Below are 16,872 nucleotides of genomic sequence, written 5' to 3'. Positions count from 1 at the left end.
TTTTTTTTGCTTTTCTGCCCTACAGCACGAACTCATAGTGCGAGCCATCCGGCAGCTCCACATCAAGCCGCAGCTTTCCGCCCGCCGCCTCAACGTAGCGCTTGAGGGAAGAGAGTTTCAAATCGCGCCCGGGCTTTTCCATTACCGCAACGGTAGGTTGCCTGATACCCAACGCCTGCGCCATTTCTACCTGCGTTTTTTGTACTTTCTCGCGTAACTCAGCAAGATGAATGTTGAGCAAAATATCCGTTGCTATCGCCTGAGCGCTGGCGACAACCTCCGGCTTTTCATCCGCTATAAGCTGCTCAAGGGTTCTTCCCATCGCGCTATTCCCTCTCTTTTAATGTATTCAGCCAGTGAGTGAATTCCCGGTCAGCAACGAGAAGCATCTCATCGTAGAATCGCCTTTCATTGCCGACCTTATTGCCCGCACAAAGCACGATACCCGTGCGGTTTGGATCAAAGGCGAAAAACGCCCGCAAGGGATCGCCCTTACTCTGAATACGTAGCTCTTTCATGTTGCTGTGACGAGAGCCTTTAAGCGTATCGGCGTAGGGTCTCGATAAACCCGGCCCCTTCTCTCGCAAAACAAGCAGGGCTGCAAGTACGCTGGCGCGTTCGGTATCGTCAAGCGAAGTAAACCAGCGATCAAACCTGTCCGTCGTGTTAATTGCCGACACAAGGCCTCCCATCCAATATAGATCAAAAACTATATACATGCAAAGCTATAGCGATGATTATGCAGAGATGGAAAAGCAGAATCTTGTGGGGTTACGGAAAGACTGAACGCGTGCCGGAGTAATTCTGTGTATCCCTTGTTGGATATTCATTTTGTTACGAGCAGCATCGAAAAAAGTTCAGCAGCCCGTCAACTGCCGCCAGACCGCCACCTCCTCATCCAGCCATGCGACAAAAAGAGCCACCTCCGGCTTCGTCTCCGTTGACCGCGCTGTCACCAGCCAGTAAGGCCAGGGATACGGCGCGGTAATGGAGGTTAGCTGGACCAGTTCACCCCGGGTGATGGCATCCTGAACCAGAGAGCGGCGCTCCAGCGCGATCCCTTTCCCGAGCCGAACAGCTTCGATAATGATATTGGAGTCGTTAATGCATAAACCGCCAGGCACGATCTCTTTCTCCAGCCCCGCATTCACGCACCACGTTTTCCACGACTCCATGGAAAAAATAATATGACTTTTTGCAATCTCAGCCGGCGTAGCGGGCAACACACCGTCGTTATAGCCAGGCGCGGCCACCACAATAAGCTCATCGGAAAAAAGGTACTGGCTTTCACTCCCTTCCCAGTTTCCCTTCCCCATTCGTATCGCGATATCTGTTCCTTCCTGCTGCAGGCTGGTGACCGTCAGGCTGGCCAGGATCCGAAGGGTGATAAGCGGATATTTCGCCCGAAAGCGTTCCAGACGCGGCAACAGCCAGTGGCATCCAAAAGACGGCACCATCGCTAGCGTTAGCTCCTGCTTTCTCGGCTTCACCTGTACGAGCCGGGTGGCATCCGCAATATGGTTCAACGCCTCGCGTACCTGTAAGGCATATAGCCGCCCTTCTTCGTTGATCTGCACCCCGCGTCCCTGACGGATAAAGAGCTTTACGCCCACCATCTCCTCCAGCAGTTTGATCTGCTGGCTGATTGCGGAATGGGTAACGTGGAGTTCTTTCGCCGCCAGCGTCACGCTGCCAAGACGGGCGACGGCTTCAAAGCTTCGCAAACTGGCAATGGGTGGAAAATCCGACATGAAAGCTCTCCCTTATCCGCGCTGGATGTATAACGGCAACTTGCCCACATGTCAGTAATACTAACCTTTACGGTAAGATACTGAAGATATTCGCCAGGAAGTTTGTATTGTACTGTCTGTTCATCCTCTTCAATGACGCGTTATTTCACAGAGACAGGAAAACGGGAAAGATGATTAAGCTTGTTGGCATGATGGATTCACCTTATGTACGGCGCGTGGCGATCTCCCTTGAGCTTTATGGCGTTGAGTTTGAAAGCCAACCGCTGTCGGTCTTTAGCACTTTCGAAGCGTTCTCCCGAATCAACCCCGCGGTAAAAGCGCCCACGCTGATTCTGGATAACGGAGTACGTTTGATGGATTCGTCGCTGATACTGAATTATTTCGAGGCTCAGGCCGCACCCGAGCGGAGACTCCTGACCGTCGCGCCGGATGCGCTGGCAAACGATCTTCAGACGCTGGGCTTTATCCTCGCCGCCGCGGAGAAAGCCGTTCAAAATGTGTATGAACACCACCAGCGCCCGTTGGAAAAGCAGCACGCTTTATGGGTCGAACGCATTACAACCCAGCTGCTGGCGGCCTGCAGGGAATGGAATGCCTTGCTGAAGAAGCGTCCGGCCTCCGCCGATCCCGATCAGGTTGCCGTCACGAGCACGGTTGTCTGGACGTTTATTCAGTCGATGATTCCGCACGTCGTTAACGCAGCGGATTTTAGAGAGATTCAGGCGGCTGCCGAATCATTTGAATCACAGGCGGTCTTTAAAAAATATCCGTTCAACTAAGCGATGAGCCCGGTCAGCGCAGCGCTACCGGGCAAACCAGCGCCTAAATCTGATAATCAATCGCCACTTCTTCCGGTTCCATCACCTGGCGTTTAATCTCATCCACCGACAGCCCGGCGTTGCAGAGCTCGATAAAGCGCCACACGTAGTTGCGCTGCAGCTGCCCGCGCTTCAGGCCAAGCCATACGGTGTTAGCGTCAAACAGGTGACGCGTATCAAGACGCACCAGGTTCCCGTCCTCGCGTTCTCCGCTGGACTGTTCCGCCACCAGACCAATGCCCAGACCCAGCTCGACGTAGGTTTTGATCACGTCAGAATCCTGCGCGCTCAGCACCACGTCCGGCGTTAACCCTTTCCGGTTGAAGGCTTCATCAATACGCGAGCGTCCGGTGATCCCCTGGCGGTAGGTAATGAGCGGCCATTTCGCAATGTCTTCCAGCGTCAGGGGAGAGACCTGATTGAGCGGATGATCGACCGGGAGTAATAAGCTGTGGTACCAGCGGAACCAGGGGAACGCCACCAGCAGCGGGTCGTTGCTCAGGCGTTCGCTGGCTATGCCGATATCCGCCCCACCGTTTTGCAGCAGCACTTCAATTTCCTGCGGCGTGCCCTGGATAAGCTCCAGACGGACGTCGGGGAAAAGTTCGCGGAACGCTTTAATCACCGGCGGCAGGCTGTAGCGCGCCTGGGTGTGGGTGGTGGCGATGGTGAGTACGCCCGAAGCGTCATTGGTAAAGAGATCCGCCAGACGACGCACGTTGCTGGCCTCGTTGAGGATCCGCTCTGCGATGGTGAGCAAAGCCTTACCCGGCTCCGTCATGCCGAGCAGCCGCTTGCCGCGACGGATAAAAATCTCTATGCCCAGCTCCTCTTCCAGCTCGCGGATATGGCGGCTGACGCCGGACTGAGAGGTATAAAGCATATTGGCGACCTCGGTCAGGTTGTAGTCCCGCCTGGCCGCCTCACGGATGATTTTAAGTTGCTGGAAATTCACGATTCACTCCGGCGCATCTGACATAGCTCTATTGTTAGAGTCTGCCGCGCTGCAGAACAAATAATAAAAACCAGCATCTTATGCTTTTATGGAATATCAGCTCACGAGCTGGAGTTCACGGTTCTCAAGCGACGGCTTGCTGACCAGCGACATCAAAATTTCTTTTACCGCCTGCGCCTGCGGCGACAGCGAACCGCGAGCAGACATGTTCAGCGACAGCGGCAGGCTCATGGAAGGCGTGGTGATCCGCGCCATCCAGCCGTTTGCCGCGCTGCACAGCGAGCGGGCTGCGGATTCCGGCAGCACGGTCACCCCCATCCCGCTGGCAATGGCCGCTGTGAGCGTGGAAATTGAGTCAATTTCGCCGATGATTTTGGCCGTCAGGCGGCGCAGTGAGAACGCTTCGTCCACGCGCACGCGCACGGCGCTGTAGTCGCGCGGCAGATAAAGGTTCATCTCTGCCACGGCGGTAAGGTCTACGCTCTGGCCCGGACAGTCGCGGGTGCCCACGAGGTAGAGATCTTCTTTCAGCAGCGGCTGGCTGGTGATGCCGGCGACCGGGGAGCGATCGTAAAGGACCGCCATATCCAGCTGGCCGTTGAGCAGTTTGTCATTCAGCACGGAGCCGCTGTTTTCGTGCAGGTAGACCAGCACCTCAGGCAGCTCGGCGCGAACGGCCTGCAGCAGCGGCATGGTAATAGAGGACGCGGCAGTTCCCGGCGCCAGGCCGATAGACACGTGCCCGCTCAGGGTCTGGCCCACGTTATTCACCGCCAGCTGCGCCTGTTCACACTGGCGAAGGATGGTGCGCGCATGGGTATACAGGATCTTGCCTGCTTCCGTTGGCGTGACGCCGCGTTTGGTGCGAATCAACAGCTGCTGATCCATCTCGCCTTCCAGAGTAGCCACCTGCTGGCTCAGCGCAGGCTGCGCGATATGCAGCACTTCTGCCGCTTGAGTCAGGCTGCCGATATCGACGATTTTTACGAAGTATTTCAGTCGTCTTAAGTTCATTTTGCCCCCTGTTCGAAATGCTGTGCCGGAACCGGCTGTCGTTGTTGAACAGGTTTTGCAATATGAATGCCACTTTTACCAGGCGGTCTAAATTGTTCGCTAAGCGCCTGAAAATAAGGAAACCTAATTACAGAGGGGGGTTTTATTACCGAAACAGCAGTTTATGATCTGCCCCATTAGGGGTATACCCGCACCATGACGGTGCATTCCGCTGTCAAAAACATCACTTTGCCGATTTTGTCAGCAAACGATCAAAAGGCGTTGATCCACCCTTTGACAAGGCGAACGCAGGTCGATAATATGCGCCCCGTTCACACGATTCCTCTGTAGTTCAGTCGGTAGAACGGCGGACTGTTAATCCGTATGTCACTGGTTCGAGTCCAGTCAGAGGAGCCAAATTTGAAAAGCCTGCTTTTAAAGCAGGCTTTTTGCTTTTCTGCGCAAGGTAAATGCAAAACGGCAACCGAGTTGCCGTTTTTAGTGTGTGCTCCCTCTCCCGTGGGAGAGGGTTGGGGTGAGGGCACCAGACCGCACTATGCCTTTACATGCCGAACTTCACCGGCATCCCGGACCGCCGTTCCAGTTCGGCTCCTGCCCCCTCGTTTATCAGCTGCGTCCGCTGCGCGGCGGAGATGGGCAGCGGCACTTTCCGGGTCGATTCAAATTCCGCTCGGTTGCGTGATAATGGCTCGTGAACTTCCACCCAGCGGCTACCGTCCGGCTCGGTGGTGACTTTAACCGGCCTGTCGATAAGCTGCACGCGGGTGCCTACGGGAACGTTATCGAAAAGATACTTGATGTCGTTATTACGCAGACGAATACAGCCCTGACTTACCCGCAGCCCGATGCCGAAATTCGAGTTTGTGCCGTGAATGGCATACAACCTGCCGATATAAATGGCATACAGCCCCATCGGGTTATCCGGCCCGGCGGGTACGAATGCCGGAAGCGTTTTCCCTTCTGCCGCATAGGCACGGCGCGTGTTCGGCGTCGGAGACCAGGTTGGCCCCTCCTGCTTACGCTCAACGGCCGTCACCCAGTTACGCGGGGTTTCGCGTCCGGCCTGACCTATGCCGATGGGCAGAACTTCAACGGTATTACCGCCAGGCGGATAATAGTAGAGACGCATTTCCGCAGCATTCACGATAATGCCCTCGCGGACGGTGTCGGGCAAAATCAGCTGCTGAGGGATCACCAGCCGGGTGCCGGATTTAGGCAAAAAAGGATCTACGCCCGGGTTCGCTTCCAGCAGATTGCTCAGCCCCTGCCCGTGCTGCGCGGCAAAGGCTTCCAGAGGCAGCGTGTTACCTTCAGGAACGGTGATGATAATCGGGGTTCCCACCAGACGACTGCCTTCCGGCGGAAGCGTATAGGTTACGGCAAACGCACCGGGTACAGCGGCACACAGCGTAAGGACGAACCAGGTAAGTCGAATCATAGTTTTCTGCGCTCAAAAAAGAGAAAGCCCGGACTCAGGCAGGCTTTCTCAGTTTACGCTATTACGCTTCGGTTTTGCGCCACCTGCGCGTCAGCACTTTCTCCGCCTCGACAATAAGGAACATCACAAAACCAATCAGGAAGGTGATGACCCAGTAGCGGAACGGCAGCGCTTCGGTGCCAAACAGCATCTGCATGAACGGTGCGTAAATGATAAGAAGCTGTAGCGCCAGCAGTACGCCGCTCACGATCCAAATCCCTTTATTCGCCAGCAGGCCTTTGCTCAGCGAGAAGCCGTCATTCACGCGGCAGTTAAGCATGTAGAACCACTGCGCGGTCACCAGGGTTTGCAGCAGCACGGTGCGGATAAATTCCGCCGAATAGCCGCGCGGCTGTAGCCAGGCTTCCAGCACGAAGGCGCTAATGGCAATCATCAGACCGACAAACACCACGCGCCAGATGGCATAGCCGTCCATCACATGGAGATTAGCCTTGCGCGGTGGCCGGTTCATGATGTCCTTCTCACCCGCTTCAAACGCCAGGCCAAACGACAGCGTTGCTGACGTGGCCATGTTCATCCACAGGATCAGGACCGGCGTCAGCGGGATCAGGTTCCCCGCCAGCAGCGCGATGATGATCAGCAGAGCCTGCGCGATGTTGCTGGGGATAACGAACAGAATGGTCTTTTTCAGGTTGTCGTAAACCCGGCGTCCCTCGTGCACCGCGCTGGCAATGGTGGCAAAGTTGTCATCCGTTAACACCATGTCGGCGGCCTCCTTGGTCACTTCCGTCCCCTTAATCCCCATGGCGATACCCACATCCGCCCGCTTGAGCGCCGGGGCATCATTTACGCCATCCCCGGTCATGCCCACGACTTCCTGCTTACTTTGCAGGGCCTGCACAAGGCGGAATTTATCCTCCGGGCTGGTTCGGGCGAAAATATCGTACTGCTGCGCGGCGTCGCTCAGCTGACGATCGTCCATCGCTTCCAGCTCACGTCCGGTAACAGCGCTTGCGGCGTTACCAATCCCCAACATTTGCCCAATGCTCATGGCCGTTTGCGGGTGGTCGCCGGTGATCATTTTCACGCGGATCCCGGCCTGCAGACAGTCGGCAATGGCGGTAATGGCCTCCGGACGCGGTGGATCCATCATTCCGGCAATGCCCAGCAGGATCACGCCGTCATGCAGGTCCGGGTGATCCAGCTCGCGTTGCCCCTCGCGGGCAGGTTTCCAGGCCGCGGCCACCATGCGCAGACCTTCCCGGGCATACTCTTCAATCTTCCCTTCCCAGTAAGGCTGATCGAACGGCTGCAGCCCGTCATTCGTCTGCTGGTACTGGCAGAGGCGGAACAGGACGTCCGGCGCGCCGGTGATTAAAATCACCTCTTCATCACCCAGCCGGTACAGGGTGGACATGTATTTATACTGTGAATCAAACGGGATTTTGCTGCGCATTTCGGTATCGACCGGAGGGAGCGGGATTTTCGCCGCCAGCACCTTCAGCGCGCCCTCGGTTGGGCCCCCGGTGATTTTCCACAGCCCCTGCTCGTCTTTGATCAGCTGGCTGTCATTACAAAGGTCAATGGTGCGCAGGTAGCGTTCCAGCAGGGAACCCTGCGTCACGCTGACGGGCGTTGGGTCATCTACGGGGTGAATATTCCCCACCGGTTCGTAGCTGTCGCCCTCCACGCGATAGGTCGTGTCAGCGGTTATCACCGCTTTGACCGTCATTTCATTCATCGTCAGGGTGCCGGTTTTATCCGAACAGATGACCGTCATCGCCCCCAGCGTTTCAACCGTAGGCAGCTTGCGAATGATGGCCTTGCGGCGCGCCATGGCCTGTACGCCAAGCGAAAGGATGATGGAGATGATGGCCGGCAGGCCTTCCGGCACGGCGGCAACGGCGAGGCTGATAAGCGACAGCACCAGTTCAGAAACCGGCATATCCCGGAACAGGAGGCTAAAGACAAACAGCGCCACCATCATCACCAGGATAGTGATGAAGATGGTCTTACCGAGCTTGTCCATCTGCACCATCAGCGGCGTGCGGTGCTTTTCAATGTCGGACATCATCTGATTGATGTGGCCCAGCTCGGTCTCCCCCCCGGTTGCTACCACAACGCCTTTACCGCCGCCGGAGCTGACGGTGGTGCCCGAGTAGAGCAGATTATACCGGTCACCTAAGGGCAGTTCCCCGCTTAACGCATCGCTGTTTTTCTCAACAACGGTGGATTCGCCGGTCAGGATGGCCTCCTCCACGCGAAGGTTATGCGCTTCAATCACGCGCAGGTCCGCAGGGATACGATCCCCGGCGCGGATCACCACGATATCTCCCGGGACCAGCGCCGTAGTGGGGATCGTTTCATGATTCCCCTGTCGTACCACCACGGCTTCGCTGGAGAGCATATTGCGAATGCTCTGCAACGATTTTTCAGCATTGCTCTCCTGGATATGGCCAATCAGCGCGTTAATGATGGCAACCCCAAGGATCACAAACATGTCTACCCAGTGGCCCATAAAGAGCTTAAGCAACGCGGCCACCAGCAGCACGTAAATCAATACGTCGTTAAAATGCGCCAGGAAGCGCAGCCAGGCGGGTTTGCCCTTTTTTTGCGGTAACGCATTCTCACCGTGCTGCTGAAGTCGGGCTGATGCCTCTGTGCCGCTGAGGCCTTCCAGGGTGGAGTGGATATTCGACAGGGTTTCGTCAACGGTTTGTTGATAATACGGACGTTCAGGTTTTCCTGTTTTCATCGTTCCTTCCTCAGGTTCTATTCAGAAATCACCTTGCTTCTCTGTAATTAACGAATAACGAAAACAGGAACATGAGCGTAACGAACAATACTTGCCGCCTCAGATCCTAACAAATGGGTTTGAATATTTGGATTTCGCGAGCCGACAATAATCGCGCCGACGGCAAGTTCATCCGCCAGCTTAATAACCTCATCACGAACATTCCCGCTACGGACGTGGAGATGAACACGCTCTTCTGGCAGATTTACTTTTTTGACCAGGTCAGACAGCTTTTCTTTCGAATTATTAATCATATATTCATCCATTTTGCGCGCATCTGAAATAAAACCACGCGTCAGTTCGGCTGAAAACTTGGGCATGACGTGCAGCAAATGAATGTCACCCGATGCGCTTTGCGCCAGAAACTGTGCATGCTGCAACGCCTTATCCGCCAGGCTTGTCTCGTAGACATCCACCGGAACGAGAATGTTTTTATACATATCGAGCATCCTTTTTATAACCAACACGAGAGTGAATGAAGCAAAAAAACGCATTAAATGCAGGGGGTTGCCCTTAATGCCAGCTACGGTAAAAAAGATGGATAATATTAAACGTAGCACAGGAATATCAGGTTTAGCGCTTCCCCACTGATAATGGTTATTTAACATTTATCTTTTCGCCGACTATGCTCATAGTCAGCCACCGCTTCCGGCTCATGGAGGAATGTATGTATGGTTTAAGCCTGATCCGCCTGGGTATGTTTATTGCACTTGCCATTATCGCCAGCACGGCGATTGGTTTATTTACCTATATGGTCGTCACTGTTCTGGCAGAATAGTGTCACCCCCTGTCCAGGTGATGGAATAAATAAAACAGTTATTTATTAGGGGAATACAGTGAACCGCTACCTCTCTCTTTTACCGTTCGTTTTGTTAACGCTCACGGCGTGCGACCCGAAACCGAAGCAAGCCGCCCCCCTGCCCAGGATGGTAAAAGTGGCGGAGGTGACGGTTCCCGGTCACGCCCGGCAGCGCGTTTTTCCCGCCCGCATTGAATCGGGCGATGCCACAGACCTTTCCTTCAAGCGCGCCGGTCAAATTGAAGCGCTCGATGTGCGTCAGGGCGCAGCCATCAAGCAGGGGCAACAGCTTGCCAGACTGAACGCCCGTGAAGCCCAGCAGCGGGTTAACGACAGACAAACGGCGGCGACGCTGGCCCAGAGGCAGTTCGATCGCTTCCAGACGCTGGCGGGCCGTCAGGCGATTTCGAAAGCAGAAATGGACGTGCAGCGTGCGAACCGCGATTCGGCGAATGCGGCGCTACAGATTGCCCGGGAAGAGCTGAATCAGATGACGCTCGTCGCCCCCTTCAGCGGGACGGCGGCCAGCGTACATGTCCGAAACCATCAGGTGGTGTCCCCCGGTCAGCCCATTGCCACGTTAACCCGCACCGACCTGCTGGACGTGGTGTTCAGTATCCCTGAAAACCTGTTTAAGGCCTTTGATATCCGCAACGCGCAGTATCGCCCCGTGGTGAAAATTAACGCTATGCCGGATCGGGAATTTACCGCCGTCTACAAAGAGCATTCGGGCAGCAGCGACAGTAATACCCTGACCTGGCAGGTGATACTGACCATGCCGCGCCCGGATGATTTTCCCGCCGTCGGTGGCGTAAGCGGTACGGTGACCATCAATTTAACCAACCTTCCGGCGGGCGCGGACGCTCAGGCGCTGGTCGTACCGGTTGAGGCAGTCTTTAACCCGAACAACAGCCCGCGCAACGAGCCGCACGTCTGGGTCGTGACGGGCGAAGGCGACGCGCTCCATCTCGAAGACCGCAAGGTCAGCGTGGGGCAAGTGAGCACCGAAGGGGTGGTGATTACCAGCGGGCTTAAGGCAGGCGAACGCGTGGTGGCCGCGGGCGTTGGGGAGCTCCATGCTAACCAGCCGGTACGTATCTGGACGCGTGAACGGGGACTGTAATGGATATCTCTCGTCAATTTATTAATAACCCTGTTCGCGTCTGGCTAACGATCCTGCTGCTGGGCATCGGGGGTATTTTTGCCCTGTTGAATATCGGCAGGCTGGAAGATCCCGCCTTTACCATCAAAACCGCAGTGGTGGTCACCCACTACCCCGGCGCATCCGCTCAGCAGGTTGAAGAGGAGGTGACGCTTCCGCTGGAGAATGCCCTTCAGCAGCTGCCTTATCTGGACAACGTGAGCTCCATCTCTTCAAACGGTCTGTCGCAAATCACCGTTAACATCGCTTCTCGCTATCACTCGAACGAGCTGCCGCAGATTTGGGATGAACTGCGACGCCGCGTAGGCGATGCCTCGCGTCAGTTTCCGCCCGGCGTCGTCACGCCCTTTGTGAATGACGATTTCGGCGACGTGTTCGGCTTCTTCTTCGCCATTTCCGGAGATGAATTCAGTAATCCTGAACTGGTGAGATATGCGGAGCAGCTGCGCCGGGAGTTAATTCTGATACCCGGCGTCGCGAAGGTCGCCATCGGCGGGGCGATTAGCCAACAGGTCAACATCGATATCTCCCTGACCAAAATGGCCGCGCGCGGCATTACGCTGAACCAGCTTTCCGCCCTGCTCAACAGACTTAACGTCGTTTCCAGCGCAGGAGAAATCACCTCCGGCACCGAATCCATTCGCCTGCACCCGACCGGTGAGTTCGAGAATCTTGATGAACTGGCGGATATCATCATCACGCCTTCCGGCACCGGGGCGGCGACGCGTCTGCGGGATATCGCCACGCTGTCGCGCGGGCTGAACGAATCGCCAGCCAGTATCTACCATGCCAACGGCAAAAAAGCCGTCACCATGGGCGTCTCGTTTATTCCCGGCGTGAACGTTATCGACGTGGGCCACGCGCTGGAGGCGAAGCTAAGCCAGATGTCGGCGGAAAAACCGGCAGGTATACAGATAAATCTGTTTTACGATCAGGCAGCCGAAGTGGGCCACTCCGTTAACGGTTTTATTATTAACTTCCTGATGGCGCTGGCGATTGTCATCGGCGTGCTGCTGATCTTTATGGGCGTACGCAGCGGGATCATCATCGCGGTTTCTCTCGCCCTTAACGTGCTGGGCACGCTGCTGATTATGTATCTGTGTGGCATTGAGCTACAGCGCATCTCGCTCGGGGCGCTGATTATCGCCCTCAGCATGCTGGTGGATAACGCCATCGTGATTGTCGAAGGGGTGTTGATTGCCCGACAGCAGGGCTCGCCACTGCTGACCGCCGTGAACTACATCATCCGCCGCTCCGCCCTGCCGCTGCTGGGGGCGACGGTGATTGCCATACTGGCGTTTGCCCCTATCGGGCTGTCGCAGGATTCCACCGGGGAATATTGTAAATCCCTGTTCCAGGTGCTGCTGATTTCCCTGATGCTGAGCTGGTTCTCGGCGCTCACCCTCACCCCGGTGCTGATTAAGTGGTGGTTGTTTAAAAACGACAGCGCGCCCGATAAAACCGACGAGTCAGATCCTTACGACAAACGCCTCTACCGCGCCTACCAGCGCCTGCTTAACGCGCTGCTGCACCATAAGGCACCGACGCTCATTGTGATGGCTGCGCTGCTGGCAGCCTCTGTCTGGGGCTTCGGCGCCGTGCGGCAAAATTTTTTCCCGTCGTCTAATACGCCGATTTTCTTTGTCGACCTGTGGCTACCCTACGGTACCGATATCAAGTGGACTGAGAAAATGACCAGCGATATTGAAAAGACGATCAATGGCCAGCCGGGCGTGGAGACCACCGTCTCAACCATTGGTCAGGGAAGTATGCGCTTCATTCTGACCTACAGCGGACAGCGCCAGTACAGCAACTATGCGCAGATCATGGTGCGCATGGACGACCAGCGCAACATCTCCGCCCTGACGCGCCACGTTGACGAGTACATCGCGCGAAACTATCCGCAGGTCAACGCCAGTACCAAACGCGTCATGTTTGGCCCCTCCGGCGACAGCGCCATTGAGGTGCGCATTAAAGGCCCCGACCCTGACAGGCTGCGCCTGATTGCCAGCCAGGTGGACGACATCCTCACCCGCGACCCGGCCACGGGCAGCGTCAGGAACGACTGGCAAAACCGCAGCAAGGTGATCCGCCCACAGTACGTTGCCGCCCTGGGCCGTGAGCTTGGCGTAGATAAGCAGGACGTTGATAACGCGCTGGAGATGAACTTCTCCGGCAGCCGGGCTGGGCTGTACCGGGAAGGCAGTGACCTGCTCCCGGTCGTGGTGCGCCCGCCTGAGAGCGAACGGCTGGACGCCAATCACCTGAACAACGTGCTGGTGTGGAGCCAGACGCGGCAGCAGTATATCCCGCTGAGTAACGTCGTCAGCCGCTTCTCGCTGGAGTGGGAAGATCCGCTCATCCTTCGACGCGACCGCTCGAGGGTGCTGACGGTGCAGACGGACCCGGACCCGCTGAGCCAGCAAACCTCCGGGGACATTCTCGCCCGCGTGAAGCCGCAGATTGATGCCCTTAGCCTGCCACACGGCTACAGCATCGAGTGGGGGGGCGACGCGGAAAACTCCAGCGAAGCGCAGCAGGGGCTATTCACTACGCTACCTCTCGGGTATCTGGTGATGTTTGTTATCACCGTACTGATGTTCAGCTCGGTAAAAAATGCCGTCGCCATCTGGCTGACCGTGCCGCTGGCGTTGATTGGCGTCACGCCTGGATTCTTGATTACCGGTATCCCGTTCGGCTTTATGGCGCTGATTGGCCTGCTGAGCCTGAGCGGCATGCTCATCCGTAACGGCATCGTGCTGGTGGAAGAGATCGAACAGCAGAAAACGCAAAAGGACCAGCACGAGGCGATCGTGTACGCCGCCACCTCGCGCCTGCGCCCTATCCTGCTCACCGCTTTCACGACCGTACTGGGCCTGGCTCCGCTGCTGCTGGACGTTTTCTTCCAGAGCATGGCCGTTGTCATTATGTTTGGACTGGGATTTGCTACAATCCTGACGCTGCTGGTACTCCCCGTGATTTATGCGTGTTTCCATCGTAAGGACGAAGCCAAACAACAATGAATGCGACAGGGCTGAACATTATCAAAACGCTGGGCTGTATGACGGCGGTCACCTTCTTCACCATCTATAATACCTGGGATCATTATGATTATGACTATCACTGGATCCTGGGGTTTTTAACCTTTATCTCGACAATTGCCACGCCGCTGTTTTTTGTGGTTGCGGGCTATCTCGACGGACAATCCCGGCACGGCACCCGCTGGCAGCTGGGTAAAATTAAAAGCCTGGTGATTGTTTTTCTGTTCTGGATAACGATCTACTACCTGTGGGAGCCCTATCAGCGCGGCTATTTAATCCAGCCCTGGTTCGTGTTTGCGTTTGTGGTGATTTACACCTTCCACCCGGCGGTGGAGTGGCTCAGCCAGCGGCGAGCGCTGTTCTGCGGCGCGATTGCCGCCCTGCTGCTCTTTTCCTACGGATACGATCTGCTATCGGCGCTTTATCCTGAAACGCATGTCCTTTCTCTTTCACCACAGTATCGGCTGTGGACGTGGCTGCTGTTTTATCTGACGGGGCAACTCTTCTGCGACCCGAAAGTCGCCGAGTGGATTAGCCGCAAAAATGTGGTCAGGGCGGCGGTTGTCGCCATCCCGTTTATCTACCTCTTCACCTGGTTTTACGAGCGCCACTTCTTCTTCGCGCTGTTCAAGGCGGACAGAAACGCCTTTATTCTCACCGGCTCTCAAATTTACATTTTGATCATCGCGCTGGTGATTGCGGCAAACGGCGTGCGCTTTCGCCGCAATGCTGAATTTAAAGAGTCCATTCTGGCCGCCATCAGCAAAACGATGACCGGCGTGTACATTGTGCATTACTCGGTGTTTCATCTGCTGACGGCGCTCATACCGGTGACCTCTCTCGGTATGAAGCTGGCGCTGATTGTGCTTACGTTCGTCACCTCTGTTCTCTTCTCCATGCTGGTATTGTCTAACGCCGTGGCAAAAAAGGTGATCACCCTTTAAAAGCCTAAGCGCAGCCAGGCAAAAAGCACGTTGCCGTTGTTATAGGTTCCAGGAATATAGGTGAACTGGACGGTAACGCGCTTGTAGCCGGCAGAGAACAGCGGGAAAATGAACGGTAGCGGTACATAGTTTGCAAAATCATCTCGCGCCGTGATTCCCGCTGCAGCACCGAGCCCAAGGCGGAAATCTTTGGCATTATCCAGATACCAGCCCTTCTCCCAGCCATAGCCCATCGCGGGCTGCCATTCGTTGTGCGAGTCCTTGAACATCATCGCGAAAAGCGCGCTCCAGTTGCCCTCTTCGTTATAGCGGGAAACGCCCAGGCCACCGCCCCACGGCATTTCGTTGTACTTATCGGTTTTTTCTTTGTCGTACATAAAGCGAGCGTGCCAGCTCAGAAACGGCAGGTACAGATCGTAACGTTGAGGCTGCTCCCAGGTTTGCGAAATATCGTCCGTCAGCGCGTTCCACCAGCCGCTGATACGCTGTTCACCATAGACGTTGGGCTCCGCATGAAGCGGTGCGACGAATAAAAACAGAATCATCCAGAATGCCGAAAAGGTGCGTTGCATCGTTATTCCCTCAGCTTAACTCACGCGCGGTCACTATTACTGTAAACCATTCAGCCTGTAACGGAGCCAGAAGACACAATTATCTCGCTGCAGGCGAAGATGAAATTTATTTATTCAGCACCTTCAGGAAAGATAAAAACGTTTTCTCGGGCGTTTTGTCGCGGTAGTCTCATAGGTTCCGTTTATATAACGGCGCAATGTGAGTGACCTTTTCTTATACCAATAATTAAAAATTAGTACGGACAGGACAACTATGGACTCCACCCTCATCTCCGATCGTCCCAACGAGGAGACCCCTTCGCTCAATCGTGCCCGCCGCGCCGCACTCGGCAGCTTCGCGGGTGCCGTCGTCGACTGGTATGATTTTCTGCTTTACGGCATTACCGCCGCGCTGGTGTTTAACCGCGAATTCTTCCCCCAGGTCAGCCCTGCGATGGGCACGCTCGCCGCGTTTGCCACCTTCGGCGTTGGCTTTCTGTTTCGCCCGCTGGGGGGTGTGATCTTCGGCCACTTCGGCGACCGTCTCGGCCGCAAGCGCATGCTGATGCTCACCGTCTGGATGATGGGGATCGCCACCGCGCTTATCGGTATTCTCCCCTCGTTTGCCTCTATCGGCTGGTGGGCACCGGTACTGCTGGTCACCCTGCGCGCCATCCAGGGCTTCGCCGTAGGCGGCGAATGGGGCGGTGCGGCGCTGCTGTCCGTTGAGAGCGCGCCGAAGCACAGAAAAGCGTTTTACAGCAGCGGCGTACAGGTCGGGTACGGCGTAGGCCTTCTGCTTTCCACCGGGCTGGTATCGCTAATCAGCCAGCTTACTACCGACGAGCAGTTCCTGAGCTGGGGCTGGCGCATTCCGTTCATCTTCAGCATCGTGCTGGTCATCGCTGCGCTGTGGATCCGTAACGGGATGGAGGAGTCGGCTGAGTTTGAAAAACAACAGCTGGAAAAACCGCTCGCCAAAAAGCGTCTGCCTGTGATGGAAGCGCTGGTTCAGCACCCTGGCGCTTTTCTGAAAATTATCGCCCTGCGCCTGTGCGAGCTGCTGACGATGTATATCGTCACCGCGTTTGCCCTGAACTACTCGACGCAGAATCTCGGTCTGCCGCGCGAGCTGTTCCTGAATATCGGCCTGCTGGTCGGCGGGATCAGCTGCCTGACAATCCCCTGCTTCGCGTGGCTGGCGGACAGGTTTGGCCGCCGTCGCGTTTACATCACCGGGGCGCTGATTGGCACCCTCAGCGCCTGGCCATTCTTTATGGCGCTGGAGGCGCAGTCGATCTTCTGGATTGTCTTCTTCGCCATCATGCTCGCCAACATCGCTCACGACATGGTGGTGTGCGTGCAGCAGCCGATGTTCACCGAGCTGTTTGGCGCAAGCTACCGCTACAGCGGCGCGGGAGTGGGCTACCAGGTGGCAAGCGTGGTCGGCGGCGGATTTACGCCGTTTATTGCCGCCGCGCTGGTGACCTTCTCCGGCGGCAACTGGCACAGCGTGGCGATTTATCTGCTCGCCGGCTGCCTGCTGTCGGCGGCAACGGCGCTGCTGATGAAAGAGACGAGCCACCGCTGATCTCCCTTTTGTTT

Annotated in this window: 14 protein-coding genes and 1 tRNA gene; 6 read left to right on the top strand and 9 right to left on the bottom strand. The window is 56.2% G+C overall.

The features are described from left to right. Window positions 1–19: 19 nt before the first annotated feature. The 3 genes from ACMWLG_RS04635 to ACMWLG_RS04625 all read right to left on the bottom strand — a co-directional run bounded on the left by ACMWLG_RS04635 (window position 20) and on the right by ACMWLG_RS04625 (window position 1,751). Window positions 20–322, bottom strand: a complete 303-nt coding sequence (locus ACMWLG_RS04635; RefSeq protein ID WP_029741460.1) for an XRE family transcriptional regulator — start codon at window positions 320–322, stop codon at window positions 20–22. 4 nt (window positions 323–326) lie between these two features. Then, window positions 327–680: a type II toxin-antitoxin system RelE/ParE family toxin gene (locus tag ACMWLG_RS04630; RefSeq protein WP_100245677.1), complete on the bottom strand. Its 354-nt coding sequence runs from the start codon at window positions 678–680 to the stop codon at window positions 327–329. Between the two features lie 177 nt (window positions 681–857). Then, window positions 858–1,751 carry a LysR substrate-binding domain-containing protein gene (locus tag ACMWLG_RS04625; protein WP_047063523.1) on the bottom strand — a complete coding sequence of 298 codons (894 nt, stop codon included), beginning with the start codon at window positions 1,749–1,751 and terminating at the stop codon, window positions 858–860. 170 nt (window positions 1,752–1,921) lie between these two features. Between ACMWLG_RS04625 and ACMWLG_RS04620 the strand changes: the two genes are divergently transcribed. Further along, entirely contained in the window at window positions 1,922–2,530 is a 609-nt protein-coding gene (locus ACMWLG_RS04620) for a glutathione S-transferase family protein (RefSeq protein ID WP_057061635.1), read from the top strand. Between the two features lie 43 nt (window positions 2,531–2,573). On the opposite strand, the gene cbl is transcribed toward ACMWLG_RS04620, so the two are convergent. Together cbl and nac are read right to left on the bottom strand one after the other, a co-directional pair. Continuing rightward, complete coding sequence (gene cbl / locus ACMWLG_RS04615) at window positions 2,574–3,524, bottom strand: HTH-type transcriptional regulator Cbl (RefSeq protein WP_010432106.1); 951 nt, start codon at window positions 3,522–3,524, stop codon at window positions 2,574–2,576. Between the two features lie 96 nt (window positions 3,525–3,620). Next, window positions 3,621–4,538, bottom strand: coding sequence for a nitrogen assimilation transcriptional regulator NAC (gene nac / locus ACMWLG_RS04610; RefSeq protein ID WP_008499475.1), 918 nt, complete (start codon window positions 4,536–4,538; stop codon window positions 3,621–3,623). A gap of 320 nt (window positions 4,539–4,858) precedes the next feature. On the opposite strand from nac, the gene ACMWLG_RS04605 reads away from it, so the two are divergent. Continuing rightward, window positions 4,859–4,934, top strand: a tRNA-Asn gene (locus ACMWLG_RS04605). Between the two features lie 145 nt (window positions 4,935–5,079). Here ACMWLG_RS04605 and ldtA read toward each other — a convergent pair. The 3 genes from ldtA to ACMWLG_RS04590 all read right to left on the bottom strand — a co-directional run bounded on the left by ldtA (window position 5,080) and on the right by ACMWLG_RS04590 (window position 9,210). Then, on the bottom strand, window positions 5,080–5,976 hold the full coding sequence (gene ldtA, locus ACMWLG_RS04600) for a L,D-transpeptidase (RefSeq protein WP_045403124.1): 897 nt from the start codon (window positions 5,974–5,976) through the stop codon (window positions 5,080–5,082). Window positions 5,977–6,037: 61 nt separating this feature from the next. Beyond that, the gene (locus tag ACMWLG_RS04595; protein WP_045620731.1) at window positions 6,038–8,731 is read right to left on the bottom strand and encodes a cation-transporting P-type ATPase; all 2,694 of its coding nucleotides are present in this window, start codon (window positions 8,729–8,731) and stop codon (window positions 6,038–6,040) included. A gap of 47 nt (window positions 8,732–8,778) precedes the next feature. Continuing rightward, window positions 8,779–9,210 carry a universal stress protein gene (locus ACMWLG_RS04590; protein WP_029741859.1) on the bottom strand — a complete coding sequence of 144 codons (432 nt, stop codon included), beginning with the start codon at window positions 9,208–9,210 and terminating at the stop codon, window positions 8,779–8,781. A 396-nt stretch (window positions 9,211–9,606) separates the two neighbouring features. Here ACMWLG_RS04590 and ACMWLG_RS04585 point away from each other — a divergent pair, with 396 nt between their 5' ends. Genes ACMWLG_RS04585 through ACMWLG_RS04575 form a run of 3 tightly spaced genes read left to right on the top strand, consistent with a single transcriptional unit; the run spans window position 9,607 to window position 14,716 of the window. Then, entirely contained in the window at window positions 9,607–10,692 is a 1,086-nt protein-coding gene (locus tag ACMWLG_RS04585; RefSeq protein WP_045403119.1) for an efflux RND transporter periplasmic adaptor subunit, read from the top strand. Then, window positions 10,692–13,754 (top strand): efflux RND transporter permease subunit, encoded by a 3,063-nt coding sequence (locus tag ACMWLG_RS04580; protein WP_045403114.1) that lies wholly within the window; start codon window positions 10,692–10,694, stop codon window positions 13,752–13,754. Before ACMWLG_RS04585 ends, ACMWLG_RS04580 begins: the two co-directional genes overlap by 1 nt. Continuing rightward, on the top strand, window positions 13,751–14,716 hold the full coding sequence (locus ACMWLG_RS04575; protein ID WP_045403111.1) for an acyltransferase: 966 nt from the start codon (window positions 13,751–13,753) through the stop codon (window positions 14,714–14,716). The genes ACMWLG_RS04580 and ACMWLG_RS04575 overlap by 4 nt, the downstream gene beginning before the upstream one ends. Here the strand turns inward: ACMWLG_RS04575 and pagP are convergent. Continuing rightward, on the bottom strand, window positions 14,713–15,288 hold the full coding sequence (pagP, locus tag ACMWLG_RS04570; RefSeq protein WP_045403108.1) for a lipid IV(A) palmitoyltransferase PagP: 576 nt from the start codon (window positions 15,286–15,288) through the stop codon (window positions 14,713–14,715). The two genes, ACMWLG_RS04575 and pagP, sit on opposite strands and share 4 nt — an antisense overlap. A gap of 253 nt (window positions 15,289–15,541) precedes the next feature. On the opposite strand from pagP, the gene shiA reads away from it, so the two are divergent. After that, window positions 15,542–16,858 carry a shikimate transporter gene (gene shiA, locus ACMWLG_RS04565; protein ID WP_045403105.1) on the top strand — a complete coding sequence of 439 codons (1,317 nt, stop codon included), beginning with the start codon at window positions 15,542–15,544 and terminating at the stop codon, window positions 16,856–16,858. The last annotated feature ends 14 nt before the right edge of the window (window positions 16,859–16,872 follow it).

Origin of the sequence: Enterobacter sp. 01-M-02-SI-ECC, from assembly GCF_047530595.1 — a bacterium.
Taxonomy (GTDB): domain Bacteria; phylum Pseudomonadota; class Gammaproteobacteria; order Enterobacterales; family Enterobacteriaceae; genus Enterobacter; species Enterobacter cloacae_M.
The sequence above is the reverse complement of the archived record's forward strand: the minus strand, read 5'-3'. Positions and strand labels throughout refer to the sequence as shown.